Source organism: Corynebacterium gottingense (assembly GCF_007559235.1).
Lineage (GTDB): Bacteria > Actinomycetota > Actinomycetes > Mycobacteriales > Mycobacteriaceae > Corynebacterium > Corynebacterium gottingense.
Map to the genome: position 1 here is coordinate 82492 of NZ_VMHH01000008.1, position 26501 is coordinate 108992.

The 26501-nt window shown below is 66.8% G+C and carries 29 protein-coding genes; 15 read left to right on the top strand and 14 right to left on the bottom strand.

Translation table 11 applies throughout. The annotated features are described in order from the left end of the window. Positions 1-17 precede the first annotated feature (17 nt). Both FPH17_RS09360 and FPH17_RS09365 read right to left on the bottom strand, forming a co-directional pair. The gene (locus FPH17_RS09360; protein WP_095547099.1) at positions 18-932 is read right to left on the bottom strand and encodes an SLAC1 family transporter; all 915 of its coding nucleotides are present in this window, start codon (positions 930-932) and stop codon (positions 18-20) included. Further along, complete coding sequence (locus FPH17_RS09365; protein ID WP_154880149.1) at positions 933-1469, bottom strand: pirin family protein; 537 nt, start codon at positions 1467-1469, stop codon at positions 933-935. 17 nt (positions 1470-1486) lie between these two features. Between FPH17_RS09365 and FPH17_RS09370 the strand changes: the two genes are divergently transcribed. After that, complete coding sequence (locus tag FPH17_RS09370; RefSeq protein ID WP_154880151.1) at positions 1487-2677, top strand: multidrug effflux MFS transporter; 1191 nt, start codon at positions 1487-1489, stop codon at positions 2675-2677. Here FPH17_RS09370 and FPH17_RS09375 read toward each other — a convergent pair. Together FPH17_RS09375 and FPH17_RS09380 are read right to left on the bottom strand one after the other, a co-directional pair. Then, complete coding sequence (locus FPH17_RS09375) at positions 2674-3273, bottom strand: response regulator (RefSeq protein ID WP_095278383.1); 600 nt, start codon at positions 3271-3273, stop codon at positions 2674-2676. The genes FPH17_RS09370 and FPH17_RS09375 overlap by 4 nt on opposite strands. Further along, positions 3270-4370, bottom strand: coding sequence for a sensor histidine kinase (locus tag FPH17_RS09380; protein ID WP_154880153.1), 1101 nt, complete (start codon positions 4368-4370; stop codon positions 3270-3272). Before FPH17_RS09380 ends, FPH17_RS09375 begins: the two co-directional genes overlap by 4 nt. Positions 4371-4459: 89 nt before the next feature. On the opposite strand from FPH17_RS09380, the gene FPH17_RS09385 reads away from it, so the two are divergent. Both FPH17_RS09385 and FPH17_RS09390 read left to right on the top strand, forming a co-directional pair. Beyond that, a complete protein-coding gene (locus FPH17_RS09385; protein ID WP_154880155.1) occupies positions 4460-5440 on the top strand; it encodes an ABC transporter permease in 981 nt (326 codons plus the stop codon). After that, positions 5441-6100 carry an ABC transporter ATP-binding protein gene (locus FPH17_RS09390; protein WP_095545655.1) on the top strand — a complete coding sequence of 220 codons (660 nt, stop codon included), beginning with the start codon at positions 5441-5443 and terminating at the stop codon, positions 6098-6100. Here FPH17_RS09390 and FPH17_RS09395 read toward each other — a convergent pair. The 3 genes from FPH17_RS09395 to FPH17_RS09405 form a co-directional block, all read right to left on the bottom strand. After that, a complete protein-coding gene (locus tag FPH17_RS09395; RefSeq protein WP_095553877.1) occupies positions 6069-7181 on the bottom strand; it encodes an MFS transporter in 1113 nt (370 codons plus the stop codon). The genes FPH17_RS09390 and FPH17_RS09395 overlap by 32 nt on opposite strands. 66 nt (positions 7182-7247) lie before the next feature. Continuing rightward, positions 7248-8072, bottom strand: a complete 825-nt coding sequence (locus FPH17_RS09400; RefSeq protein WP_154880158.1) for a hypothetical protein — start codon at positions 8070-8072, stop codon at positions 7248-7250. An 18-nt stretch (positions 8073-8090) separates the two neighbouring features. Further along, the gene (locus tag FPH17_RS09405; protein WP_154880160.1) at positions 8091-9197 is read right to left on the bottom strand and encodes a hypothetical protein; all 1107 of its coding nucleotides are present in this window, start codon (positions 9195-9197) and stop codon (positions 8091-8093) included. Between the two features lie 272 nt (positions 9198-9469). Between FPH17_RS09405 and FPH17_RS09410 the strand changes: the two genes are divergently transcribed. Then, the gene (locus FPH17_RS09410; protein ID WP_154880162.1) at positions 9470-10216 is read left to right on the top strand and encodes a YwaF family protein; all 747 of its coding nucleotides are present in this window, start codon (positions 9470-9472) and stop codon (positions 10214-10216) included. Here the strand turns inward: FPH17_RS09410 and FPH17_RS09415 are convergent. From FPH17_RS09415 to FPH17_RS09425, 3 genes are read right to left on the bottom strand one after another with little or no spacing between them, the layout of a single operon-like run. After that, on the bottom strand, positions 10192-11139 hold the full coding sequence (locus FPH17_RS09415; RefSeq protein ID WP_154880164.1) for an NAD(P)-binding domain-containing protein: 948 nt from the start codon (positions 11137-11139) through the stop codon (positions 10192-10194). The two genes, FPH17_RS09410 and FPH17_RS09415, sit on opposite strands and share 25 nt — an antisense overlap. After that, positions 11132-12664 carry a bifunctional ADP-dependent NAD(P)H-hydrate dehydratase/NAD(P)H-hydrate epimerase gene (locus FPH17_RS09420; RefSeq protein WP_154880166.1) on the bottom strand — a complete coding sequence of 511 codons (1533 nt, stop codon included), beginning with the start codon at positions 12662-12664 and terminating at the stop codon, positions 11132-11134. The genes FPH17_RS09415 and FPH17_RS09420 overlap by 8 nt, the downstream gene beginning before the upstream one ends. Positions 12665-12674: 10 nt before the next feature. Next, entirely contained in the window at positions 12675-13481 is an 807-nt protein-coding gene (locus FPH17_RS09425) for an Fpg/Nei family DNA glycosylase (RefSeq protein WP_154880168.1), read from the bottom strand. Positions 13482-13527: 46 nt separating this feature from the next. On the opposite strand from FPH17_RS09425, the gene FPH17_RS09430 reads away from it, so the two are divergent. The 3 genes from FPH17_RS09430 to trhO all read left to right on the top strand — a co-directional run bounded on the left by FPH17_RS09430 (position 13528) and on the right by trhO (position 16335). Continuing rightward, a complete protein-coding gene (locus FPH17_RS09430) occupies positions 13528-15021 on the top strand; it encodes a DUF1846 domain-containing protein (protein ID WP_144718030.1) in 1494 nt (497 codons plus the stop codon). Between the two features lie 62 nt (positions 15022-15083). Further along, positions 15084-15443: an excisionase family DNA-binding protein gene (locus FPH17_RS09435; protein WP_233125432.1), complete on the top strand. Its 360-nt coding sequence runs from the start codon at positions 15084-15086 to the stop codon at positions 15441-15443. After that, complete coding sequence (gene trhO, locus FPH17_RS09440) at positions 15430-16335, top strand: oxygen-dependent tRNA uridine(34) hydroxylase TrhO (protein WP_154880170.1); 906 nt, start codon at positions 15430-15432, stop codon at positions 16333-16335. Before FPH17_RS09435 ends, trhO begins: the two co-directional genes overlap by 14 nt. On the opposite strand, the gene FPH17_RS09445 is transcribed toward trhO, so the two are convergent. The 3 genes from FPH17_RS09445 to FPH17_RS09455 are packed head-to-tail and all read right to left on the bottom strand — an operon-like array spanning position 16310 to position 18152. Beyond that, positions 16310-16717 (bottom strand): hypothetical protein, encoded by a 408-nt coding sequence (locus FPH17_RS09445; protein ID WP_095555635.1) that lies wholly within the window; start codon positions 16715-16717, stop codon positions 16310-16312. The two genes, trhO and FPH17_RS09445, sit on opposite strands and share 26 nt — an antisense overlap. A gap of 3 nt (positions 16718-16720) precedes the next feature. Continuing rightward, complete coding sequence (locus FPH17_RS09450; protein ID WP_154880171.1) at positions 16721-17683, bottom strand: universal stress protein; 963 nt, start codon at positions 17681-17683, stop codon at positions 16721-16723. Between the two features lie 10 nt (positions 17684-17693). Then, positions 17694-18152 (bottom strand): MarR family winged helix-turn-helix transcriptional regulator, encoded by a 459-nt coding sequence (locus tag FPH17_RS09455; protein WP_154880173.1) that lies wholly within the window; start codon positions 18150-18152, stop codon positions 17694-17696. 58 nt (positions 18153-18210) lie between these two features. Between FPH17_RS09455 and FPH17_RS09460 the strand changes: the two genes are divergently transcribed. The 8 genes from FPH17_RS09460 (at position 18211) to rplI (ending at position 24538) form a co-directional block, all read left to right on the top strand. Next, the gene (locus FPH17_RS09460) at positions 18211-18588 is read left to right on the top strand and encodes a DUF5318 family protein (protein ID WP_154880208.1); all 378 of its coding nucleotides are present in this window, start codon (positions 18211-18213) and stop codon (positions 18586-18588) included. 77 nt (positions 18589-18665) lie between these two features. Further along, positions 18666-20954 carry a transglycosylase domain-containing protein gene (locus tag FPH17_RS09465; protein ID WP_154880175.1) on the top strand — a complete coding sequence of 763 codons (2289 nt, stop codon included), beginning with the start codon at positions 18666-18668 and terminating at the stop codon, positions 20952-20954. A gap of 13 nt (positions 20955-20967) precedes the next feature. Then, positions 20968-22476, top strand: coding sequence for a glycosyltransferase family 87 protein (locus FPH17_RS09470; RefSeq protein WP_154880177.1), 1509 nt, complete (start codon positions 20968-20970; stop codon positions 22474-22476). After that, positions 22422-22613, top strand: coding sequence for a hypothetical protein (locus tag FPH17_RS09475; protein WP_154880179.1), 192 nt, complete (start codon positions 22422-22424; stop codon positions 22611-22613). The genes FPH17_RS09470 and FPH17_RS09475 overlap by 55 nt, the downstream gene beginning before the upstream one ends. Before the next feature lie 38 nt (positions 22614-22651). Next, the gene (locus FPH17_RS09480; RefSeq protein WP_154880181.1) at positions 22652-23029 is read left to right on the top strand and encodes a DUF2442 domain-containing protein; all 378 of its coding nucleotides are present in this window, start codon (positions 22652-22654) and stop codon (positions 23027-23029) included. Positions 23030-23143: 114 nt separating this feature from the next. Continuing rightward, complete coding sequence (rpsF, locus tag FPH17_RS09485; protein ID WP_095278341.1) at positions 23144-23440, top strand: 30S ribosomal protein S6; 297 nt, start codon at positions 23144-23146, stop codon at positions 23438-23440. Positions 23441-23488: 48 nt separating this feature from the next. Beyond that, complete coding sequence (locus FPH17_RS09490) at positions 23489-24034, top strand: single-stranded DNA-binding protein (RefSeq protein WP_095535639.1); 546 nt, start codon at positions 23489-23491, stop codon at positions 24032-24034. A 51-nt stretch (positions 24035-24085) separates the two neighbouring features. Then, positions 24086-24538: a 50S ribosomal protein L9 gene (gene rplI, locus FPH17_RS09495; RefSeq protein WP_095278337.1), complete on the top strand. Its 453-nt coding sequence runs from the start codon at positions 24086-24088 to the stop codon at positions 24536-24538. A gap of 11 nt (positions 24539-24549) precedes the next feature. Here rplI and FPH17_RS09500 read toward each other — a convergent pair whose 3' ends face one another. Continuing rightward, positions 24550-26043 (bottom strand): HNH endonuclease signature motif containing protein, encoded by a 1494-nt coding sequence (locus FPH17_RS09500; RefSeq protein ID WP_167496810.1) that lies wholly within the window; start codon positions 26041-26043, stop codon positions 24550-24552. Positions 26044-26501: the final 458 nt, after the last annotated feature.

The following is a 26501-nucleotide window of genomic DNA, read 5'->3' on the forward strand; positions in this document are numbered from 1 at the left end:
CGGGCCACCCTTACCCGCTAATGGCCGCACCGCCACGACACGAAGCGCGCCGCGCACAACCCCCAGTGCAGCACCAGCAGCGCGGGGAGCATCGTGGCTACCGCGTTCATCCAGTCGATGCCCCACGCCTGCGCGAGCGTGTAACCGCCCACCCCGATCGCGCCCGTGGGGAAGGTGGAGGCCCACCACGCCGGCGAGTAGTCCACCCACCGGGCCACGGCGGGGTAGAAGTGCCACATGGCAAACAGCATCATCGGCACCGCCAGCGCCACCAGCGCGCTGCCCACGAGGATCTCTGCGCGGGCGCCGAAGAGCAGGGCGATTGCCGACGTCGACTGCCCCACCACACCAAGCGGAATCCACGTCGTCGCCGCGCTCGGACCGCTGATGTCGGCCTCCCCGCGCAGCGCAGCCACGTACACGCGGGCAAAGACCGGGTAGGCGGCGAGCACCGACATAGCCATGAAGACAATGCCCAGCACGGCGTACCACCGACTGCCCGTCAGCGCGCTGATCGTCCCCGCCGTATTGGACGCCATAATGGGCCCGACCAGCGGCAGCCCCCACGCAAAGTTGGGCACCCCGGAGAACCTGCGCAGCTGGTTGACGTAGGCCACCACGCACAGCGGCGCGCCCACCCAAAACCCGAGCAAGATGCACCACTCGGCGCCGGTCAGCTTGGTCCACGCGGTGCCCAACGCCATCGTGCCGATGAACCACATCGCCCACGGAGCCATGAGGTCCTGGCGGAAGCGGGGGCTGCGGTAGACCAGGAAACCGCCCAGCAGCACCAGGAAGATCAGCGCGCCGAGCACCGCGAACACCCAGGCCACGGCCGGGTAGCCGCTGGTGACCATGAGCGTGGCCATCAGCGAGGTGCCCATCACGCTGCCGCCCCACGCGGGGCCGGGCGGCGGGAGCGTGCCGCGCACTTACTCGGACGGACGGGCTGCGCCAGCGCGGTCCGCCGGGTTGCCGCCGAGGAGCACCGCGTACGCGCGCTCCTGCGAGGTGTTCGCCACCGCGTGGGTGGACGCGCCCGCCTGCGTGCGGCCGCAGGACCCGGCCGGGACCGGGGTGTTGTCGTACTCAATGCCGCTCGAGCAGGCGACGACACCGTACTCCAGCGCCTCGTCGCAGGTGAAGGCAACCTCCGCGCCGGGCTCGAGCGCGAGCACCGCCGCGACCAGCGAGTCCGGGGTGGGCAGGGGGGAGGTCTGGCCGAACAGCGAGCCGGCCACGACGCGCGCCTCCCCGGAGACACGGGTCGTCACGGAGCGCAGCGTGAACGGCTCCGGGGTAAACGGCTCGGCGCCCCCAGCAGCCCCCGCAAATTGCAGGGCCAGCTCGCCGTAGCGCAGCTCGCCGTCGGAGAGTTCGACGGAGGCGGCGGCACCCAGCGTCTCGGGCGCCTGCGGTACCTCGATGGAGCGCCACGCGCCGACTACGTTGCTCATCTCAGTGCTCATACAGGTATGGTACCTGCGTGCAAAAACTTTCACCCGGGCTGCTTGTCGCCCTCGCGTTCTTCTCCTCTGTCGCCCCCTTCGGTATTGATATGTACCTGCCGGGCATGCCGTCGCTGGCCAGCGAGCTCGGCGCGTCGCCCGCGGTGGCGCAGCTGACCATCACCGGGTTCATGCTGGGCATGGCGGTGGGCAACCTCCTGTTCGGCGCGATCTCGGACGGCACGGGCCGCAAGCCCCAGATCGTCGGCGCGGCGTCCGTCTTCCTCGCCGCCTCCGTCTTGTGCGCGGTGTCGCCAAGCATCTGGCCGCTCGTCGCCGCCCGCTTCGTGCAGGGCCTGGCCGCCGGCTCGCTCGAGGCGGTGTCGCGCGCCGTGGTCGCGGACGTGTCCAAGGGCCGCCAGGCCGCCCGCGCCCTGTCGGGCCTCATGGCGCTGACCGGCTTTGTCCCCGCGATCGCCCCGGTCCTCGGCGGCGCGCTCCTGCCTGTCGTCGGCTGGCGAGGCCTCTTCTGGGTCCTCACCGCCATCAACGTCGTCCAGGCCATCATGGCGTTCCGCATGCCGGAAACCCTGCCCGCCGAGGGCCGCTCCCCCGGCACCCTGCGCAGCCTTTTCCCCCGCATGTGGCAGTGCCTGCGCCGCCCCGCCTTCGTCGGCTTCATGCTCGCCGGCGGCCTCGGCTTCGGCGCCCTCTTCGCCTACATCTCCGCGTCCCCGCTGGTCCTTCAGTCGCAGCTCGGCCTGGGCGCCACCACCTACGCGCTCATCTTCGGCGGCATGGCCCTGCTCATCCCGGTGTCCAACACGATGAACATGCGCATGCTCAAGCGCTACCACCCCCGCACGCTGCTCATCGGGGCATTGCTTATCGACGCCATCGCCGCCCTCATCCTCCTCACCTTCGCCTTCACCACGCCCTCCCTGTGGGCACTTCCCTTCCTGGCGGTCCTCTCCTTCATGGGCGGGTTCGTCATGGCCAACGCCTCCGCCTTGGCGATCGAGGAGGTCCGAGACATCGGCGCCGGCGCCGGCTCGGGCGCCCTCGGCTTCTTCCAGTTCCTCGTCGCCGGCGCGGTGCCCCCGCTCGTCGCGCTGGGCACGAACCACATGAGCTCCATGGGCCTGGGCACCCTCATCTGCGCCGGCCTGGCGCTTGCCGCGGTGCTGCTGCTCACCACGACCCACGAGCTCAGCGAGGACGCCGCCTAAATAATCCGCCGCTCGCGGGCCTTCTCTACCGCCGCGGTCCGGTTGTCCACGCCCAGCTTGGAGTAGATGTGGATGAGGTGGGTCTTCACCGTCGCCTCCGAGATGAACAGGCTGGCCGCCATCTGCTTGTTGGAGGCGCCGGTCTGCAGGGCTTTCAGGATCTCGATCTCGCGGGCCGACAGCGCCTCCTCCGGGCGCATCACGCGCTCCGCCAGCACGCCCGCCACCTGCGCGGAAAGGACCCGCTCGCGCCTGGCGGCCTTGAGCACGGCGTCGTGAAGCTCCTGCTCGGGCGCGTCCTTGAGCAGGTAGCCGAGCGCGCCCGCCTCCACGGCGGCGACCACGTCGGCCTGCGTGTCGTAGGTGGTGAGGATGAGCACGGGCGGGCCGCCCGCGGCGACGGCGCGCCGGGTGACCTCGATGCCGTCCACGTTGGGCATCTGGATGTCGGAGACGATGACGTCCACGCCGTCGGGGACCTCGGCGGTGCCGTCGGCGCCCTCGGCGACGACCTCGATGTCGCCGAAGGAGTCGAGGACGGCGCGGAGTCCGGCGCGGACGACCGGGTGGTCGTCGATAAGCATGACCCTGATCATGGTGCCTCCTTGCGTTGGACCGGGAGCGTTGCCGCGAGCACGTTGCCCTCCACCGAGAGCTCACCGCCGGCCTCCTCCACGCGGGCGCGCAGGCCGCGCAGGCCGAAGCCCTCCTTGCCGGACATGCCGCGGCCGTTATCAAAGACGTCGACGGTAACGGTGTCGCCCAGCTTATCCACCGTCACGACCGCTTTCGAGGCGTGCGCGTGGCGCACCACGTTGCTTAAGCCCTCGCGGACCACGCGCTCGACCACCTCCGCCGCAGGGCCGACCACGTCCACCACGTTGACCTGCACCTCCAGCGGCTCGCCGAGGGCGCGCTGCCGGTCCTGCGCGGACTGCGCCAGCGCCCGGACCTGCTCCGGCAGGGTGCGGCGCGACGGCTCGGCCCCGCCGCCCTCCGCGTTCACGGCCACGAACCGGCGCGCCTCCGCGAGGTTGTCCGCCGCCACCTCGCGGATGGTGCTGAGGGTGGCGCGCGCGGTGTCGTCGTCAAGCTGCTTGTCCAGCGCCCTGCCCAGCAGCACGATGGAGCTCAACCCCTGCGCCATCGTGTCGTGCACCTCGCGCGAGAGGCGGGCGCGCTCCTCCGCCGCGCCGCGGTTGCGCTCCGAGACCTCGAGCTCGAGCGCGAGCGCCTTGTAGTGCTGCGCCTCGGCGCGAAGCATGTTGTAGATCTGCACAGTGACCACCGCGACGACCGTGCCGATGGTCGGGCCGATCAGCCCGCCCACCCCGGAGGCGGGCACCGTCACGCTGAGCGTGAGCGCCAGCATCGCGGCGGCCACGACCAGGCTCGCGGCGGTGGGCAGGAGGATGGCGGCGAGGATGACCAGCGGGAACTCCAGCCACACGTACGCCTCGGAGCGCAGCGCCAGCGCCACCCACAGCCCCGTGATGATGGCCAGCCACGCCCACGACGCGCGCGCCGAGTACTCCATGCCGCGGTTATGCGCCACGGTGCCCGCCAGGTAGACGGCGGCGAAGAGGAGCGCGAGCGGCGTGAAGTCGCCCAGCATGCCCACGAGCAGGAGGACCGCGACGAGCAGGTGCAGGCTGACGCGGAGGACGGCGAGGATTCGGCTGGTGGTTTGCACGCGCACAAGCCTAATCAACCGATCGGTTGACTCAAGGTTCCACCGCTCGTCCGATGTGGAACGGTGCAGGTCAGGCAGATAATTGGGGCATGTTCGTTGGATTGAGAGAAATTGGAAACGCCAAGGGCCGCTTCGGCCTCATCATTGGCGTCGTGGGGCTGATCACTCTCCTCGTCGTCATGCTCACCGGTCTGACGGCTGGCCTTGGCAAGCAGAATACGTCGGCGCTTGAGGCGCTCAACCCGCACTCGGTCGTGTTCAAGGATATGGAGGAGCCCTCCTACACCACGTCCCGCGTCGGCCCGGAGGACGCGCAGGCCGACGATGTCCCGCTGGGCACCGGCCAGACCCTGCTGACCCGCGCGGACGGCACCGAGGAGTCCGTGGCCATCCTGGGCCTGCCGGAGGGCACGCGGCTGCCCAACGGCGAGGTGCTGGGCACCGACGCCGTTGCCTCCGAGTCCCTGGGCCTGACCCCGGGCGAGGAGCTCACCGTGGGCGGCGCGCCCGTGACCGTGGGCAGCACCGCCGACGACTTGGAGTACTCGCACTCGCCGGTCCTGTGGGTGCCCACCAGGGATTGGCAGGCCGCCATGCACACCGACGCCGAGGGAACGGTCCTCCTTGCCAGCGACGACCGCGGCATGAAGCTGTCAGACTCCTTCAACGCCCTGCCGGCCTACGGCTCCGAGCGTGGCTCCCTGCTCATGATCCAGGGCTTCCTGTACGCCATCGCGGCGCTGGTCATCGTTGCCTTCCTCACCGTGTGGACGATGCAGCGCACCCGCGACCTGGCCATCCTCAAGGCGATCGGCGCGTCGAACGGCTACCTGCGCAAGGACGCGCTCGGCCAGTCCGCCATCATCCTGGCGGTCGGCGTCATCCTCGGCGCCGCCATCGCCACCGGCTTCGGCGCGCTCGTCGGCGGCACGGTCCCGTTCACGCTCTCCGCGCTGTCCACGGTCGGCCCGCCGCTGCTCATCTGGGTCCTCGGCCTCGCCGGCGCCCTGTTTGCCACCCGCTCCATCACCAACGTCGAACCACAACTCGCACTCGGAGGTATCGCCTAAATGCTCACCATGGACAACGTCACCGTCACCTTCCAGGACGGCCAGGAGCGCCTTACCGCCCTGGACAACATCTCCTTCAGCGCCACCCCGGGCCACCTCACCTTCATCGTCGGCGAGTCCGGCTCGGGCAAGTCCACCCTGCTCTCCGCGGCCGCGGGCCTGCTCACGCCCGACTCGGGCACAGTGCTTGTCGACGATACCCCGGTCTCCACCCGCGTCCGCCTGGAAAAAATCGGCATGATTTTCCAGCAGGCCAACCTGATCGGCGCCCTCAACGTCCGCGACCAGCTCTTGGTCACCGACCACATCCGCGGCGTCAAGCCGCGCAAGGAGCGCGCCGACGAGCTGCTCGCCACCGTGGGCCTGGAGGGCCTGGGCGACCGCAAGATGCAGCAGCTGTCCGGCGGTCAGCGCCAGCGCGTCGGCATCGCCCGCGCGCTCATGGGCGAGCCGTCGCTGATCCTGGCCGACGAGCCGACCGCGGCGCTGGACTCGGAGCGCTCGCACGAGATCGTCGCCCTGCTGCGCAACCTGGTGCAGGACCGCAACATCGCCTGCGGCTTTGTCACCCACGACACGGAGCTCATCTCCTCGTCCGACGAGGTCGTCCGCGTGGCGGACGGGCAGGTTACCGCAGCTTCGGTCGCGAGAGCAGCGTAAGCACGCCGAACCCGCACGCGGCGAGCAGCAGCGTGATGAGGAGGGTGCCGGAGAGGTAGCCCGCGTCCACTGCCGCCGCGCCGAGCGCGGAGCCGGAGGCGATGCCGACCTGGAACGTCACCACGTAGATGGAGCTGGCCAGGTCCTGGTTGCGCTTGCCGGCGAACAGGAAGATGGTGGTGGCGACGGTGGGCAGCGCGCCCGCCGCGGTACCGAAGATGGCGATCATGATGAACATGATCACGCCCGAGCCGGTGTGCAGGCCGATGAGCCCGACGAGCGCGGCGACAATGAGCAGGATCCCAGCGAAGCCGTTGAGGCGGATCATGCGGACGTCGACACGATTGCCCGCGAGCACGACGCCGACGAGGCCGAACGCGCCGTACGCGCCGAGCCCGATGGGGACGAACGCGTGCCCCGCCGTGTTTTCCACGAGCAGCGCCAGGTAGGTGAAGGTGGCGAAGACCGCGGTGACGGAGAACGCCAGGTAGAAAACGAGCGAGGGGATGGCGGAGCGCTGCTGCTGCGCGGTCTCCGCCGGCGTCGGCGGGATGGCCGGCATGCTGGGCAGCGTCTTGAGCAGCAGCAGGAACGCGAAGAGGACCGCGACGCCGAGGACCCAGGTGGAGCCGCGCCACCCGATGAGCCCGCCGAGCGAGGTGGTGAGCGGGGAGCCGACCACCAGCGAGAGCGTGGAGCCGAGCGAGACCGCCGCGACCGCCTTGCCGGTCATGCCCTGCGGGGCGAGTCTCGACGCCATGGGGTTGACCAGCGACCAGAACAGGCCGTGCGTGAGCGCCGCGCACACTCGGCCCACCACGAGGACCCAGTAGGTGTGCGCGATTGCCTGCAAGATGATGCCCGCGAGCAGGAAGCCGAGTGTGGCCATGAAGAGGGGGCGTCGGTTCACCTTGCGGGTCGCGGCCATGAGCGGGATGGTCACGATGGCGACGAGGCCGGCGTACACACTCATCAGGAGGCCGATCTGGCCCTCGGAGACGTTGAGATCCGAGGCCATCGGAGAGATGAGGCCGACGGCGAACATCTCAAATGTGACGTAGACGAACGCCGCGAAGCTCATCGCCGCGAGGGGGACCACAGGGAATTTCTGGGATTGGGATGTCTGCAGATTGGTCACACGAACAATCTAGGCGTAGAAATGCGTGTACGCGAACGCCCCGTAGCCGAAGATGCCCAGCAGCATGAGGACCCCGGCGATGATGGGGATGATGTCTGTTTCCGGCTGCGGCGTTTCGGTCGGCGTTTCGGTCGGTTCCGCGTGGTCCGCCTCACACTGCGCGTCCTGCTGGTCAAAGTAATTGGCGTAGCGGTCGACGGCGCGCAGGTTCTCGTACGTCGCGGTGGAGGTGAGTGTGTCGGCCCAGCGCGTGGCGTCGGCAAGCATCAGGCCCGGGAACTCTTGGGTGAGCTGCTCGGCGACCGCCTCCGGGTCGGTGGCCACGCCGGTGGGGGCGAACCAGTCCGGGGCGTCCTTGCCCACGGGCACTTGGCCGTCGGTGGCGACGAAGTCCTTGTAGTGCTCGACCTCGGTGATTTGCGGGTTGTGGGTGGTCTGCGTGGGCGAGTGGCGCTGCAGGTACCAGTTGGCCACGGACTCGGGCAGGCCGAGGTCGACGAACGCCTCGAGAGCGTACGCGTGCTCGGTGGTGGTGGGGTCGGCGAAGTGGGCGTCATCGATGTAGATGCCTAGCGCTTCCTCGAGGATGCGGCGGCGCACGCCGGACTCGACGCTGCGCACCTCGGGGAATGCCTCGACGAAGGATCCGTAGCGGGCGTAGATGAGGTTTGCCTCGCGCTCGAGGTAGAGGTGCGCGGCGTCGCTGGCCGCACCGAAGGCCTCCGGCTCCATGGTGAGCGTGCAGGTGGCCGCGCTCGCGGCGGGAATGGGCGCAACGGCAACGCCACCGCAGACCAGTGCGGTCGCGGTGGCGAGTGCGGCGAGCGTTCTCATCGGTGCCCTGCTCGGGGTCTAGCCAAGGAAGGAGAAGGCTGCGCCGCCGATGGCTGCCAGCAGGGCGAGCACGATAGCGGCGATGATGCCGGAGTCGATGGAGATGCGCTTGCCGGCTGCGGCGGCCTTGTCCACCTTGGGCTCGTCATCCTTCTTGTTCTGCGCGTCGGCCGGGGCCGATGCGCTGCGCGACTTGGTGTGCGAGGTGACGGAGACGTTGACGGTCGTCTTGCCGTTCTCCCGCACGACGGTGGTCGTCGTGCCGTTCTCGTGCTCAGGCTGGTCAGTCTGTTCAACCTGCTCAGTGGTCAGCGGGTTCTGCTCCGCCGAGGGAAGCACGTCCGCGCCCTGGTCGGTCTTCTCTGCCGCGCGATGCTCGTCGGGGTTTGGACCGTCGGTGGGGAAGAGGACGATGGCGTCGCCGCCCTCTGCGCATTCCTGGCGGGCCTGCTCGAAGACGGACTCGAATGCGGCACCCTTGCGGTATTCGGTCAGGGCCTCCGACTCCACGAAGGCGTCGGTCCACGCGGCCGCGTGCTCCGGGCTCAGCTCCGGGAACTGGGCCTTGCGTTCCTGCTCCAGGACGGCCAGCGGGGCGACTGGGCGGAAGGCGGATTCAGACGCGGCACCGCGTTCCGAAGCAGTGATGGTGCCCGCGTCGAGGGAGTCGTGCACGTCGTCCCAGAACTTGACCAGCGCGATGTCCGGCTCGGTGGAGACTGCGAGGCTGTTCCACAGGTGGGAGAAGTACCAGAAGGACGCGTCGTGCGAGACGCCGGTTTCTGCGGAAATCCGGTCGGTCCACGCGTTCAGGTTGTCCATCAGGTTGTTGTTGAAGGACTCGCGCCCGCCGTTCTCGTAGGCGTCCTGGAACTCGGCGGCGATGTCGCCGGCGGCCGGGAAGGCAACCTCGAAGGCTTGGCGCCAGTTGTCATCCTGGTTGAACTTGGTGGAAGCGAACGCGACGCGCTCGTATTCCTGCTGCTCTTGGTCGTTCAGCTGGATGTGGCACGAACCAGAGTCGTTGGTACCAACAGTTGCGCCCTGCGCTTGCGGCGCAATGACAGCGCACGCGCCCAGGGCGACGGCGGTGGCTGCTGCTGCGAATCTCTGATTGTTGAACACGCTGTTTATGTTACCTGAGGAATTCATAAATGGAAGCATTGTGACGGGCTGCGTTCGCTTTATAAAAACGATAATAACCGTGTATATTGCTGTTATTCCAGGTAGTGGCGGCGGATAGATAAAGTATTATTAAATGTCGCCTGCCAATAGCTTGAAAACCGCCCCAATATGGGGGTGGATCCTGAATGGTATAGCTTCAGGTAGCCGGGCTGAACCTGAGAAGTTACACCATTGTAATTCTTAGACACCCCAATAGCGGTATCCTTACCCGCATGCAGCTACAGCCGCTCCAACCGCCCGACTGGACGTCGCGCAACGGGAACACCTACCGGACGATGACGCAGTACGACTCGCGGCACCTCTCAGTACTGGTTGTCCTTATCCTCTGCTGCGGCATCCTCGTCGTCGCGGCCCGCAACCTGCCCCGCAACGTGGTGAAAGCGGCGCGCAAGGTCGCCGGCGCCGTCCTGGGCATCCTTGTGTTCGCCTACTACTGCTGGGTCCTCGCGCCGAGCAACATCGTGTGGGACGAAACCGCCCCCTTCCACATCACGGACTTCCTCCGCGTTATCACCCCGACGGCGCTGCTCACCGACAATCCCACCGCAGCCGCCCTGTCCTTCTACTGGGGTTTCCTCCTGAACCCCATGGCACTGCTCTTCCCCGACATGGCGTACGTCCAGGATTTCCCGGGCCTGCAGGAATTCGCGTACTGGTTCTTCCACAGCGCCGCCCTCGTCGTCCCGACCGTGCTCACCTTCGGCCTTGGCTACCGCCCCACGTGGCGCGACTGGCGCATCACCACCGCCATCACCGTCGCTTGGGCCGGTTTCGCGGCCACCGCCAACCGCATCACCGGTGGCAATTACGGCTTCCTCGCCGGCTACCCGCGCGGCTGGTCCATCCTCGAGCTCTTTGGCAAGTGGCCCTACTACCTCCTCATCGTCGTCCCCGGCGTCCCAGCGGTCTGGGCCGCGATGACTTGGGCGAGTGCTTATCGACGCCCCGCCACCGCCTGAGCCACGTCCCTGGCAAAAGGACTCACGCCACCCAGCGTGGCCGCGCCCGGCCCGTTGATGCGGTTGTAGCCCACAAACCACAGCCCCGGGGTGTTGCGGTCCAGGCCTCGCACCGGCCCGAGCGCCGGGCGGAACCCCGTGGCCCACACGATCGCCTCGACCCCAAGCGCCGAAACCTCATCAAGCGTGTCCGGCATCGTCTCCGTGTGCATCAGCCCGGCGTCGCGGGCGCGGCGTACCTCGGGCACCACGACGATGTCGCCGCCGAAGTCGGCCCCGCCCGGGTCCGGCTTGCCCTGTGAGATAGCGACGAAACGTTCACGGTTGCGGCGGAACAAGTCCGAACCATCCACGTCATCCGGCATGAAGCGCGGCGCGTGGCGGGTCAGCCACACCACATCAACCCCGCCCAGCGCCAGGTCAGCGGTGATCTGCGCACCGGAATCGCCGGATCCCACCACGGCGACGCGTTTGCCCGCCAACTGCTGCGGGTTGCGGTATTCGGAGGCGTGCAGCTGCTCGCCGTCGAAGCGACCAGGGTAGTGGGGCACGAACGGGACGTTACCGGTGGCCATGATCACGTTGTGGGCGGTGACGCGTTGGGGGCGGAGGGTGAAGGTGGCGTCGGCAAGCGTGACGCACTCCACGCGCTCACGAACGACGGGGAAGCAGTAGCGCTGCTCGTAGCGCGTGAGGTAGTCCACGACGTGGTCGCGCGGCGGATAGCCGTCGAAGGCGGGCATGGGCCAGCCGGGCAAGTTGGAGAACTCGGCGCGGGAAAACAACGTGAGGTTATCCCAGTACGTCGGCCAAGCGCCGGCAGCACGGTCGCCGAAGATGGTGAAATCCACCTTGTACTTGCGCAGGTAATAGGCGGTGGCGAGTGCGGACTGCCCACCGCCGATGATCGCGGCATCAAGCATTGTTCGCCTCCAGAGTCGTTGTTGTCAGTAGCGCGGTAGCCTCGCGCACAAACGCGGCGATGCGGCTCGCGGGCGCGGTGGCGTCGCCGTATTCGGTGGCGGCGGCCAGCTTCGCGGCCACGGCGTGCACGGTCGCCGCGGCGATGAGCGAGGAGGTCTCCGCGCGCCGGGCCAGATGTGCGCCCGCAATGCCGGCGAGCACGTCGCCGGAACCCGGGGTGGCGGCCCAGGAGTGCCCGGCGTCGAGGCCGTAGACGAGGTGGCCGTCGGAAATCAGGGTGGCTCGACCCTTGCGCAGGACGTCGCAGCCAAGCTCCGCCGCGAGCGCGAGCGTCTCCTCCATCCGCGTATCTTCCGAAATGCCCGCAGCATCGCGCAGCCGGGCGAATTCGCCGTCGTGCGGGGTGAGCGCCGTGTAGGCGTCGCGCTCGCGCAGGGCGGACAGGAGGTCGGGGTGGGTGGCAAGGAGGGTGAGCGCGTCGGCGTCGAGAAGCAGCGGTTCGGGGGCGCTGAGCAGGGCGCGCAGCTCTGCGGCCTCCCCCTCGCCGGTGCCCGCGCCGGGGCCGAATACCCAGGCCTGGACTCGGCCGGACGCATCCACGGAATCCGCGACGACGACCTCGGGGTGTGCGCGTACGACCTCGGCGGCCTGCGGGCCCGCGTAGCGCACCATCGCCGGGGTGGCGTTGACCGCGCCCGCCGTGCACAGCAGCGCCGCGCCCGGGTACGTGTCGCTACCTGCGCGGATGCCCACCACGCCGCCGGAGTATTTGTCGTCGGCCGCGCCGGGCTCCACCGAGGGCACGGGCGCGGGGGCGAGCGTGCGCATGCCCTCGGGGACGGGGAAGCCCGGGGCGACGGCGCGGTTTGCGGTGAGCAGCGGCGGGCCGTCGGCGGACCACTCGGGCAGAGTGTCGGAGAGCGTTTCGTAGAGGTGGCGGCCGCCGATCCCGATGTCCGCAATCAGCTGCACCCCGCACGCGGCGGAGAGGACGTGGGCGCGGCGGAACCCGCCGAAGGTGACGGTCGCATCCGCGGTGACGTGGAGCTCGCCGCTCTCGCCCGTGTCGGCGTTGATACCGGAGGGCACGTCGACCGCGAGCACGCGCAGCGGCCTGAGCGCCGCAACCACGTCCGCGTATTCCTCGCGCAGCCCGGCAGTGCCGCCAATGCCGGTCATGCCGTCGATGGCGAGATCGTAGGACCCGTCGACATCGTCCACGACAGCACCGCCCGCGTTGCGCAGCGCCGCCAGCGCCCGCTCCTGCGCGCGGCCCGCCACCAGCAGCGCGTCCACCCGGTAGCCGGACATGGCCAGCTCCGCGGCCGCGTAGAGCGCGTCGCCGCCGTTGCCGCCCGGCCCCGCCACCGCGAGCACCCGGCTACCGGGCTCCACCATCGCGCGGGCGACCTGGGCCACGGCGTGCGCGGCCTGTTGCATGAGCTCGTCCGGCGAGGTTTGCGCGTCCAATAATGGCTGCTCGGCGGCGCGGACTTGGGCGACAGTAAAGGTGCAGGCGTACATATCGGCCAGGCTAGTCGCGCTGGCAGGTGGGGCACCAGAACAGGTTGCGCCCCTCCACCTTGCGCAGTGCGATCTCGTCGCCGCACACGTAACAGGGCTGGCCGGCCCGGCGGTACACGTAGACCTCGCCGCCGTGGTCGTCCTTGCGAGGCTCGCGCCCCATCGCCTCCGGCGCGTGTTCGTCGCGCACCGTGTCGATGCGGCCGTGCTCGACCCCGTAGTGCATGAGCTGCACCAGGTCGGCCCACAGCGCGTCGAACTCGGCGCGATCCAGCGCCCGCCCCGGTGTGAACGGGGAGAGGCCGAGCCGGAACAGCGGCTCTGCGCGGTAGATGTTGCCCACCCCGGCAAAGTAGGCCTGGTCCATCATCAGCGAGCCGATCGTGCGCTTCGAACGGTGCACGCGCGCCCACAGTGCGTCCGGGTCCGCGCCCGCGTCGAGCGGGTCCTCTCCGGTGCGCTCCAGGATGGCGGCAACCTCCGCCGGGTTGAGGTAGGCGCAGGTCTGCGGCCCGCGCAGGTTGGCCGCCACCGCGCCCCTCCCACGATCCGGCACGAGCCGCAGTCGGATCTGGCCCCACACGTCCTCGGCCGGCTCGAAGCGCAGCGAGCCGATGAGGCCCAGGTGGATGTGCACGGTCGCCGGCGCAAACTCCAAAAACAGGTGCTTGCCGTGGGCGCGTGCGGCGAGGAGCGGGTGGGCGTCGATAAGCGATGCATCGAAGCGCCCCTGGGGCGAGGAGGCGGCGATGGGTGCGCCCCGAAACCCCTCGTTGAAGCGCGCCGCCAGACGGTGGATGACGTGACCTTCAGGCAAAGTGCCACTCCGCAAGATTCATGGCGCAGATTGTAGTATTGCTTCCATGCCGTACAAGATCGGGTTTGACCGAGAGAAATATATTCAGATGCAGTCCGAGCACATCACCGCCCGCAGGCGGGAAATCGGCGGCAAACTCTATCTGGAGATGGGGGGCAAGCTTTTCGACGATCACCACGCCTCCCGCGTCCTCCCCGGGTTCACCCCGGACAACAAGATCGCCATGCTGGACCGGATCAAGGACGAAGTGGAGATTGTCATCTGCTTCAACGCCGGCGACGTCGTGCGCCAGAAGGTGCGCGCGGACCTGGGCATCACCTACGAAGATGACGTGCTGCGCCTCGTGGACGTATTCCGCGACCGCGGCTTCCTCGTGGAAAACGTGGTGGTCACGCAGCTGGAGGGCCACAACGAGAACGTCGAAGCCTTCCTTGAGCGCCTCGGCCGCCTGGGCCTGAAGGTGTCGCGCCACTACATGATCCCGGGCTACCCCAACGACACGGCGACGGTGGTTTCCGACAACGGCTTTGGCCGCAACGACTACGTGGAGACTTCCCGCGACCTCATCGTGATGACCGCGCCGGGGCCGGGCTCCGGCAAGCTGGCCACCTGCCTGAGCCAGGTGTACCACGAGCACAAGCGCGGCATCCCCGCTGGCTACGCCAAGTTTGAGACCTTCCCCATCTGGAACCTGCCGCTGTCGCACCCGGTGAACCTGGCCTACGAGGCGGCCACCGCGGACCTGGAAGACATCAACGTGATCGACCAATACCACCTGGAGGCGTACGGGGAGAAGGTCACCTCCTACAACCGCGACATCGAGGTCTTCCCGCTGCTGAAGACGCTGCTGCGCGAGGTCACGGGGGAGACGCCGTACCAGTCGCCCACGGACATGGGCGTGAACATGGCCGGCTACTGCATCTCCGACGACACCGCGTGCCGCCACGCCGCGGAGCAGGAGATCATCCGCCGCTACTACAAGACCCTCGTGGAGGAGCGCCGCACCGAGGCCGATTCGACCGAGTCGGACCGCATCTCCAACGTCATGCGCAAGGCGGAGGTGACTACGTCGGACCGCCCGGTGGTCGCGCCGGCGCTCGCGGTGGCGGAGGCGACCGGCCAGCCGGGCGCCGCGCTGGAGCTGCCGAACGGGAGCGTCGTCACGGGCAAGACCTCGGACCTGCTCGGCCCCTCGGCCGCCGTGCTGCTCAACGCGCTGAAGGAGCTCGCGGGTATCGACGATTCCGTGCACCTCCTCTCGCCCGACTCCATCGAGCCGATCCAGACGCTGAAGACGAAGCACCTCGGCTCCGTGAACCCGCGCCTGCACACGGACGAGGTGCTCATCGCCCTGTCCGTATCGGCGGCTTCGAGTGCGGACGCCGCCGCAGCGCTTGAGCAGCTGCGGAATCTGCGCGGCTGCGACGCCCACACGACGACCATCCTCGGCTCCGTGGACGAGGGAATCTTCCGTAACCTGGGCGTTCTGGTGACCTCCGAGCCGACCTACTGGAAGAAGCGCCTGTACCACAAGCGCTAGGTGCGGTAATTCGGGCAATTCGGGTATTGCGCCCGTTGCGTCTTGTTCGTATGATGTTTGGCATGGATCAAGACGAGAAGCTCTCACCGGTGGAGCAGGCCCTGGCGGACCTCAACGGCAATCTCTCTCGCGCCCGCACCCACTCGGAGGACAGCGTCACGCTGCCCAAGGAGACCGCGGTGTGGCTGCGCGACATTATTGAAGATATTGCGGAGGGGCGCCTCATCCCCGCCCCCGGCCCGGAGGAGGAGATGACGACGCAGCAGGTGGCCAACCTGCTCGGCGTCTCCCGCCCCTTTGTGGTCAAGCTTATTGACGATGGCCGCCTTGCCGGCCACAAAGTGGGTACCCACCGCCGCGTCTACACGCGCGACGCCGTGGCGTACAAAGATCTGATGGCCGGTAACCGTGGCCAGCGTTAGCAAGATCCTCCTGTACTACAAGTTTCAGCCCATCGCGGACCCGGACGCGGTGCGCCTGTGGCAGCGCGACCTGTGCGAGGGGCTGGGCCTGTACGGGAGAATCATCGTTTCCAAGGACGGGATCAACGGAACCGTCGGCGGCCCGATCGACGCGTGCAAAACCTACGCGAAAAAGACGCGCGAGTACTTTCGCGGCATCGAGTTCAAGTGGTCCGAGGGCGGCAAGGAGGACTTTCCCAAGCTCTCCGTCAAGGCGCGCGAGGAGATCGTCTCCTTCGGCGCGCCGGGCGAGCTCAAGGTGGACAGCCACGGCGTCGTCGGCGGCGGCACGCACCTCACGCCCGAGGAGGTCAACGAGCTGGTTGCCAACAACCCTGACGTCGTCTTCTTTGACGGCCGCAACGCCCGCGAGGCGGCGATTGGCAAGTTCAAGGACGCCGTCGTGCCGGACGTGGAGACCACCCACGACTTCATCAAAGAGCTGGACAGCGGCAAGTACGACTGGATGAAGGACAAGCCCGTCGTCTCCTACTGCACCGGCGGCATCCGCTGCGAGGTGCTGTCTAGCCTGATGAAGAACCGCGGCTTCGAGGACGTGTACCAGCTCGACGGGGGCATCGTCCGCTACGGCGAGAAGTACGGCAACTCCGGGCTGTGGGAGGGCTCCCTCTACGTCTTTGACAAGCGCATGCACACCGAGTTCGGCGGCGGCGCCGACGACCCCAACTACGTCCAGCTGGGCCACTGCGTGCACTGCGGTGCGGACACGAACCAGTTCTACAACTGCGCCAACGAGCCGGAGTGCCGCGTCCAGTACTTGAGCTGCCCCGAGTGCCGGGAGGAGAACCCGTACTGCGCGGAGTGCGCTACACGGCGAGCTTCCCAATCGTGATGATCAGCCACACCATGGTGAACGGCACGAGCGGCAGCCAGAACACGCCCATCCACGGCACCCACCGCTCGTAGCGGTTCAGCTTGCGCACCATGATCACGGCGCAAGCGAGCAGCGCCGCCACCGGCGGGATGGACGTGAGTACCGCCCACCAGGTCTCGCTCACGCCCGGAATCCACGACAGCACCAGGCCAAAGAGCAGGCAAAAGCTTATCGACGCCACCGTGAACCCCAGCGCCTGCCGCGTCGACTTCCGGTTCCGCTCCGCCACCTCGGCCGGGTCCGGCTCGTCCGCGAGCGCGTCGAAGTCCCGCGGCTCCGGCCGGGTCCTGCTGAACCGGTCGGCCCCCGAGTGCAGGTCGTTTTCTGGGTGGTCCTGCATGGGCTAGCCCTCCGCGTCCGAGCGCGGGTAGATGACTACGGGCACCGGCGCGAAGCGGATGAACTCGCCCTCGCGGGTGCCCACGAACACGCGCTTGAGCTGCCCCGACGGCTGGGAGCCGAGGCACATGATGTCGCCCTTCTTCCACTTCACGCTGTCCACGGCGCGCTTCCAGCCCCGCCCGGACGCGAGCAGCGTCTGCACGTCCAGCGAGTCGGAGACCTCGAAGGCCTGGTCGCGGACGCGGTCGAGCAGCCCCAGGGTGGACTCGTTCCAGGCGGCCAGCTCGTGGGAGAACTCGGAGCTGCGCTCGTCGGGGGAGAACGCGACAATGCGCAGCGGCACGCCGATGACGGAGGCAAGGGAGGCGGCGTAGGCGAGTCCGGGGAAGCGGTCGCGGGTGCCGGTGCCGGAGATTTCGTCGGAGTCAATAAGCGCGTAGGTCACGCGCGTAATGCCCTTCTTGGACAGCTTCACGTGCTTCGGCGCCAGCCCGAGCGGCAGGGTGGAGGAGTGCATGAGCTCCTCGGCCACGGAGGTGGGGCGGAAGCGCTTCTTGGAGGTTTTGGCGCGTGAGCCCATGACGATCATGTCGGCGTTGAAGGCCTGCGCGGCGTCGTAGAGCGGCTCCGTGCTGCTCGTCTTCTCAATGAGCCGGGCGACGTGCTTGGCGCGCTGCGAGCGGGGGACGACGCCGTCGAGGGCGTCGTCGACGCGGTCGCGGAATTCCTCGCGCGCCCGCTTGAGCCATTTCTTGTGCTTCTTTTCAGACACGGAATTGGCCCACGAGCTCTTGGTCGCACTCATGACCTGTACCTTGACGGGCAGGGAGCGGCCGAGCCAGGCCGCGAACTCGATGGCCTCGGTGTTATTGGAGTTGCTTGAGTCCCAGCCAACAACGATGCGCAGCGCCTCCCGAGTCTCGGGGAGCTGCGCGAGGTCTGTGGAGAACGAACGTGCTGACACGTCGCCCAGTCTACGTTGTGGTCTGTTCCTTATTCACGTAGGCATCGGCGAGAAGGTTGATGGTATCGGCGACGCTGGCCAGTCGGCGCAGTGAGTCGGCGTCTAGCGTGCCGAGCATCTCGCCGAGGTACTTCGTGCGCTCGTCGCCCACGCGCTCGAGTTCGTCGAGTCCCAGTTGCGTCGTCTCCACGCTCACGCCGCGGCGGTCGTCCTCGCTGCGGATGCGTTGCACGAGCCCGCGCTTCTCCAGCTGGTTGACGGTGTTGGAGGCAGTCGGCATGCGCACGCCCTTCGCCTCTGCGAGGTGGCTGATGCGGGACGGGCCGACGTCCGCAAGCCGGCGCAGGATGGACAGCTGCGGGCCCGTCAGGTCGGAGTGCTCGGCCGTGCGGAAGTAGGTGACGTACAGCGAGGTCATGGCGGGGCGAATGCTCCGCGCGATCTCGTACGGATCGGGTGCTTCATTCATGAGAAATCTCCTCCACGCTTTTCGAAGACTAAATAGTACCAGCTTTCGTACGACTATGATGGGGCGAGTGTTTGCGTACAGATACGAGGTGTCACACGAGTGGGCTCGCCGCACCACGCTGCGGGACCTCCGCCAGGGCAAGATCACGCTTGACGACGTCTGCGACGCCGATTTCCTCCTCCGCACCGCCAGCCAGTACCACGGCGCCAAGGCCGACCGCCCCTGCCCGATCTGCGGCGCGGAGCTGCGCGAAGTGAAGTGGGTGTACGGCGGGAACCTGGGCCGCCGCGCCAACACTGCCCGCAGCGCGAAGGAGATTGACCAGCTCGTCGCGGAGGTGGGGCCGATCACCGTGCACTTCGTCGAAGTTTGCCTAGAGTGCAAGTGGAATCATCTACGGAAGGCCGTGACCGCTGTTCCCGTCTCGGACGGGTAGTGTGTCCTATTAATAATGCGCAGTGGGCTTCGAGGTCTGAGGCCTGCCGCACGTCCGCACGTCTTGAGGGAAAACGAGTGACAAACAAAGAGAACGCCTCGGAAAGTGGAAGCACGGTAGCGTCGTCAAGCAAGCGAGCGTCGAAAGGCGCAAAGCGCTCGCGGTGGTGGCAGTGGCTGCTGGCGTTGCTTCTGCTGCTGGTGCTGATCGCCGCGATCCCGGCGATCTGGTTTGCCTGGAACTACAGGCAGGCGGAGATCCCGGAACCCAATGACATTGAGGCGGCGCAGATCTCCAACATTTACTTCAGCGACGCCCAGACTGAGCTGGCGCGCGTCGTGCCGCCGGAGGGCAACCGCGAGCAGATCCCGCTCGATGCGGTGCCCGAGGAGGTGCAGAATGCGGTGCTCGCCGCCGAGGACCGCGACTTCTGGGATAACTCCGGCTTTTCCTTCACCGGCTTCGGCCGCGCCGCGGTGGGTCAGCTGACCGGCAATACCTCCGCTGGCGGCGGCTCGACGATTACGCAGCAGTACGTGAAGAACTCGATCGTGGGCAACGAGCACTCCTACGAGCGCAAGGCGAAGGAGCTGGTCTACTCCATCAAGATGGCCAACTCCTGGTCCAAGGAGGAGGTGCTCAACGCCTACCTCAACACCGTGTACTTCGGCCGCAACGCCTACGGCATCGAGGCGGCGGCGCACGCGTACTTCTCCAAGCCCGCCTCGGAACTCACCGTGGAGGAGGGCGCGGTGCTCGCCGCGCTGATTCAGCGCCCGAGCCAGCTTGACCCGTGGAACAACGAGGCCGGCGCCCAGGACCGCTGGAACTACGTCATGGACGGCCTGGTGGAGATGGGCGCGATCGACCAGGCGACGCGAGCGGGCGCGCAGTTCCCCGAGACGCGCGACCCGGCGACGTACTCCGCCTACACCGAGGCGACGGGCCCGAACGGCCTGATCAAGAACCAGGTGATGACGGAGCTCGCCGCGATTGGTATCACGGAGGATGACCTGACCAACCGCGGCCTGCAGATCACCACGACGATTGATAAGAAGACGCAGGACGACACGGTCCGCATCTCCGAGGAGCGCATTTCCGCCCTGCAGGACGACGCCCGCACCGGCGTGGTCGCCGTCGAGCCGGGCACGGGTGCCGTGCGCGCCTACTACGGCGGCAACGAGGCCTCCGGGTGGGACTATGCCAACGCCGGCCTGCAGACCGGCTCCACCTTCAAGATCTTCGCGCTGGCGGCGGCCCTGCAGCAGGGTATCCCGCTGACCGCGAACTTTGACGCCTCCCCGGTCACCTTGCCGGGCGGATTCCTCGTGACCAACTCCGACGGCGGTGGCGGCGGCATCATCAACATGACCGAGGCCACCCGCACCTCCTCCAACACGGCGTTCATGCGCATCCAGGACGACCTGGACAACACGACGCAGGACACGGCGGACATGGCGCACGCCCTCGGCGTCGCGCGCTCCATCCCGGGCATCCCGGTGACCCTGCGCGAGAACGGCGGCCAGCCCTATGAGGGTATCGTGCTGGGCCAGTACCAGTCGCGCGTCCTTGACATGGCCGCCGCCGTGGCGACGCTCACGGACCGTGGCGTGTACCACCCGACCCACTTCGTGCAGCGCGTCACCGACGCGCAGGGTGAGGTGCTCTACGAGAACGATGACAAGTACGCCGAGCGCCGCGTTTCCGCCCAGGTTGCGGACAACGTGATCCAGGCGATGCAGACCGTAATCCCGTACTCCTACGCCAACCTGGCGGGTGGGCGTCCGTCGGCGGGTAAGACGGGTACCGCCCAGATGGGCGACACCGGCCAGAACAAGGATGCCTGGATGGTCGGCTCCACCCCGCAACTGTCTGTCGCGGTGTGGGTCGGCACGGCCGACAACACCTCGCCGATCTTCAACGAGTACGGCGGCCTGATGTACGGCGCGCAGACCCCGGCCAAGATTTGGAAGGACGTCCTGGACACGGCCCTGGAGGGGCAGGAGATCCAGAACTTCCACGAGGCATCGCCGGTGTACTGGGGTGTGAACCCCTACGGCGGCGGCGCGAACCTGGGCGGCAACTCCTGGGCGTACTACAACCAGCAGCAGGGCACGACGCAGTCCGGGAACGGCGCCGCGGCGGCTCCGGCCGAGCAGCAGCAGTCCGCTGCCCCGTCGCAGCCCGAGCAGGCGCCCGCACCGGACCCGGCCGCACCTGCCGCACCGGCTCCGCAGCAGCAAGCGCCGGCGCCGGCCGCCCCCGCCCCCGCGCCGCAACAGCAGCAGCCGGCGCCGGCGCCGGACCTGGGGCTCGACCAGGCGGTGGATGACTTCTTCAACGGCCTCGACAACGCGCTGCAGTAAGCGAAGGGGAGCAATGGAACAGCACACTCAGGACGTGACGGATACGGGGGCGCAGCGAGTCCAGCCGGGGCGCACCGAGCCGGTCGCCCGGGGATTCGTGGAATACCTGGGCGGCCCGATGGGCAAGTTCGCCCAGATCGGGCGGGCGAAGTTTTGGACGCCGCTGCGCACCATCTTCGCGGTCGCCTACACCTTCCTCTTCTTCGGCGCACTTTCTAAATCCAACTGCGCGCTGGGCAAGGCCGACGAGAACGGTGTGCTGCAGCTCAACTGGGACGGCAACCGGCAGTACACGTCGTTCTGCTACAACGACATCGTCCCGCTCTATGGCGCGCGCGGTCTGGACCAGCCCGGCTTTGTGTACGACTACTCCTGGGTGGAGGACGGCCTGACCCGCTACATGGAGTACCCGGTGCTCGCCGGGCTGTTCCAGGGTGTTGCCTCGTTCATCTCGCGCAACACGTACTTCCTCGTGGACCGCGTGCTTCCCGAGGTTGGCTGGTACTTCTACGTCACCGCGTTCATCCTGTCGGTCATCTGGGTCGCCACCGTGCGCATGGTGGCGGAGCTCGCAGGCAACCGCATTTGGGACACGCTGCTGGTCGTCGGCTCCCCGCTGCTGATCATGCACTCGTTTACCAACTGGGACATCCCGTCCATCTTCTTCGCGGTGGCGGCGATCTACGCGGCGCGCAACAAGAAGTTCTGGCTGGCTGGTGTGATGATCGGCCTTGGCACGGCGTTCAAGATGTGGCCCATCTTCGCCCTCGGCGCCTACCTGGTCGTCGCGCTGCGGAAGCGCGACCTCGTCCCGTTCCTCAAGATGGTCGCCGCGACCGTGGTGAGCTGGGTCGCGGTCAACCTGCCCATCTATCTGCGCAACCCCGAGGCGTGGGGCGAGTTCCGACGCCTCAACACCGAACGCAGCTGGGAGTGGACCACCATCTACGCGGTGTTCAGCCGCATCACCGGGTGGGCCGGATTCGACTCCGGCGACGGGGCCCCCGTGATCCTCAACGCGGTCACGCTCGTGCTCTTCCTCGCGGGCTGCGCGGCGGTCCTGGTCATGGGGCTCAAGGCGCCGCGCACGCCCCGCATCGCCGAGCTGCTCACCCTCATCGTCGGCTTCTTCCTCCTCTTCAACAAGGTGTGGAGCCCCCAGTACTCGATCTGGCTCATCGTCCCCGCCGTGCTTGCGCTGCCGTACTGGCGCCTGCTGCTCACCTGGATGACCGTGGACATGATGGTGTGGCCCATCCTCATGTGGCACATGATGGGTACCGATAACCTCGGGGCTCCGGGCTGGCTTCTCGACGCCACCATCATCGCCCGAGACGGCCTCATCATCACCATTATGGTGCTGGTCGTGCAGCAGATGTTTGGCAAGCGCACGGACAAGGTCGCCGAGGCCCACAACGGCCACGACCCGTTGCTGAGCACACCCGACGAGTGGGGCGAGGAGGCAGCGTGGGCACCGCAACGGTTGTCGGCATCTGCTCCATTGCAGTCGGTTTCCTCCTAATCGCGGGCGCCTTCTGGGCGATGGCCAAGCTGCAGCGTCCGATGCTCTCGCTCGGTCTTGGCATCCTCGCGTTCGTCTTCATCACGGTGATTCCCGTTTTCCTTGCATTATTTGTAGCGGCACCGCGACCGGTTTAGGTAGGGTGGCCAAAAAGTTTGACGAAACTAAGGCAAATATGCAACGCCGTTCTATTTGGGCCACCACCGTCGCGCTTGCGGGCGCACTGACCGCTTGCGGCACCAGCGAGAGCGAGCCGACGACGGAGACCGTGGAGCAGTCTGCGGAGCAGCAGGCGGAACAGTCGAGCCAGGAAGCAAAGCAGGAATCGCAGCAGGGGGCGGAGCTGCCGGCGTCGATAAGCGGCTACAGCGAGGAGGCGCGATCCGATATGGCGGAGGACGGGCTCACCGAAGCCGATGTCCAGGGGGTGCTGGACGCGGCGAAGGATGGTCGCGCCGAGGTGGAGTTCGATGACGAGCACTGGGAGCTCGAGTTCAACGACATTGACGTTGACATCACGCCGGACGGGTTGGTCACCGAAGCGGACCGGTAGGCATTTGGCCTGCGGGATTGTGTGGGGTAGCCTGGACGGGTTGCTTGACGCAACGACCCTCCTGCCACCGCAAAAGTGCGGTGGCCGAAACAAATTACTAGACCATAGGAGGTGATGAGGTCCGTGCGTCACTACGAAGTAATGATCATTCTTGATTCTAAGCAGGATGAGCGCACCGTTGCCCCGTCCCTGGACAAGTTCCTGGAGATTGTCCGCAAGGAAAACGGCAAGGTGGAAAATGTTGATGTGTGGGGCAAGCAGCGTCTTGCTTACCCGATCAACAAGAAGGAAGAGGGCATCTACGCCGTTGTGAACCTCGAATGCGAGCACGCAACCGTCGATGAGCTCGACCGTGTTTTGAACCTGAGCGATAACGTCGTGCGTACCAAGGTGCTGCGCACCGACAAGTAGGAACAGGTAGGCTCAAACCACACGTAAACCAGCTGGTAGGAGAAGAGCATGGCACAGAACGAGACCCCGATCACTGTTGTCGGCAACCTGGTTGCTGACCCGGAACTGCGTTTCACCCCGAGCGGTGCCGCGGTAGCGAACTTCCGTATCGCTTCCACGCCCCGTTCTTTTAACCGGGAAACGAACCAGTTCGAGGACGGTGAGGCACTGTTCCTGACCTGCAACTGCTGGCGCCAGATGGCCGAGAACGTCGCGGAGTCCCTGACCAAGGGCATGCGCGTGATCGTGCAGGGGCGTTTGCGGCAGCGTTCTTACCAGACTCGCGAAGGCGAGAATCGTACCGTGTTTGAGGTCGAGGTTGATGAGGTCGGCCCGTCCATCAAGTTTGCTACGGCGAGCGTGACGCGCACCCCGCGCGATGGTGGCGGCCAGCAGCGGAGGCCACAACAGCAGCAGGCCCCGCAGCAGCAGTACCAGCAGCAACCGCAGCAGGCCCAGCGCCCGCAGCAGCAGGCCCAGCCGGATAACGATCCCTGGAACTCCGCCCCACCGGCAGGTGGCTTCGGCGGGATGGATGACGAGCCCCCGTTCTAAACGTTGTTCCCACCCACACAAGATTTTTCATCATAAGGAAGGTTAGGATTCATGAAACTGATCCTCACCGCTGCCGTTGATAACCTTGGCGAGCCCGGCGACATCGTCGAGGTCAAGGACGGCTACGGACGTAACTTCCTGCTCCCGCGCGGCCTTGCCATCACGGCCACCCGCGGTGCAGAGAAGCAGATCGAAGACATTAAGCGTGCACAGGCAGACCGTCAGGTCCGCGACCTGGATCACGCGAAGGAGCTGCGCGATCAGCTGGACCAGCTCACCGGCGTGAAGGTCCCCGTGCGCACTTCTGAGAAGGGCAAGCTGTTCGGCTCCGTCACCGGTGCCGACATCGCCGACGCAGTCAAGGCTGCCGGCGGCCCGTCCCTGGACAAGCGCCGCATCAATGTGCCGAAGGGCCTTGTGAAGAAGACTGGCGGCTACCAGGTCAAGGTCAACCTCCACGACTCCGTGGAAGGCAAGATTAACTTCGAGGTCGTCGCAGCGTAAGAGCTTTACGCTTATCGACGAGCGACAACAGCATTTTCTGACGCGCACCCCTTTGTGAGGAGGGGGTGCGCGTTTTTTGCGCGCTGCGTGGGCTGCTGCGCAGGGACGTACCCTGGTGGGAACGGGCAGGGCTCGCGTTCGGGCTCGGGGTAGGGATCCGGGTCTGGTTCCTCCGGGATGACTGTTGAGTCTTCGGTCGGCGGTTCAGGGGCCAGGTCGAAGCTGTGCCCTGTGGCGTGCTCGAGTGCCTGCAGGTCCGCCATCAGCCGGTAGTAGTCGCCGTGGTTGTCGTACTCGTCCAGCAGGTGGTGCGCCCGGGCGAGGAAATCTGCGTACGCGTCCCGGTTTCGGGCGACGTTGGGCAGGGAGCTGCGCCAGCGGGTGGTGGTGGGCGTGGTTTCGTCGAAAAGCGGGCCCTCGTGGCGGCTGAGGAGGTAAGTGCCGTCTTCGCACAGCCACACGATGTCCCCGGTGACGGGGTCGGGGACGTAGAAGATGCGCTTGTCGGTCTTCATGTTGTGGTGGTGCGGGCAAAGGCAGAAGAGGTTGTGAGGCGTGGTCTCTCCACCGCGGTCGAACGGGATGCGGTGGTCCAGTTGGCAGGCGGTTGCGGGTCTGTCGCATCCGGGGAAGATGCAGTTGCCGTCTCGGGCGTGCGCGTAGTGTTTCATCCCCTCCGTCGGCGCGTAACTGTCCGTCTTGGTGGTGGCTGTCTCATCCAGGTTGGCCGTTTCAGGCGGGTGGTTGCTGAGCAGACTCTCGAGCTCCGCGGTGGCGAGGGCGTCAGTCCATCCGTAGCGAGGAATGAATACGGGGGCGCCGGCCGCCCGGGTGCCGTCGGCGCCCGCGGGTGCGTAGAGATGGATGCGGACGTTCGCGGCAGGCTCGACATCGCCGTTGAGGAGTTTTACAGCGGCGTCAGCGAGCGAGACCTTCTCCTGGCGGGCCGTGGCCTGCAGCGAGGCGCGAAGGACGGCCATCGTGGTGGCGTCGGTGCTGAGCGTCATTGTTGCGATGCCCGCGCTGCCGTGGTCCTCCTGCGCAGAGAACTCGATGTTGCGCGCGCGGTGGTTGTGCTCTGCCTCGCGCTTTTTGCGCTTTTCCGGGTTGTGGCTGAGGCCGACGTCAAGCTTGGCAATCATCGTGCGGATGCGGCGGGCAACTGACGCGCGGGAGGGGAGCTCCTGGTTTGCGCGCTTCGGTGTGAAGATCCGGGTGAGCATGTCATCAAAAGCCGCCCACGTTGCTTCGTCCGCTGAAGCGCCGATCTTGCACAGGGCAGTATCTATGCCGGTGAGCAGGTGCACGGAAAGGAGGCAGGTCTGCTCTTGTAGAGCGAGCAGCTTGGGCAGGCTGGCGAGCCGGAAATACGCCAAAACCGCAGCTTCGACCTCATGTTTGGGGCGGCTGGTAACCTGAGCTAACTCTTCGACCTCCAGGTCGAAGTCTTCAACCGCGGTCGAGGCTGCGTAGCCGCGGTAGAGGGCAAACTCGGCCTCCCGCATACGCTGCGAAAGCTGCGCGCGATGGTCCGTCGAGTTTTGGCATCTGAAGTAGTGAGCGGGTGGCACGATTCCCCCTTTCTGCGGTGAGCGGTCATTGTGGTCATTGCGGCCAATTATACCGAACATATAAACGACGGCAACGTCTGTGACCATATTGTTACGCTGTGTTCTAGTAGGTGTGTGCGAGTCCTGTTCCGCACTTTACTGCTGACATCACCATGACTGTGGATAACTCTGCGGAATAAGCCCTGCTCAACGGCAAAATTTGGGTTACTAGACGGTGAACTCACGCCTGTCAAACCTGGTGGTGAAAAGGGTTTTTCACAACCTGCACACACAACTTAATATGGCCTAAAATGTCCGTGAACAGCATCAATGCAGCGTTTCCGCAGGTCGTAAAAACCGGTTATCCACAAGTTATCCACACCCTGTCCTGGGCTGTGTGCACAAGACGCCGA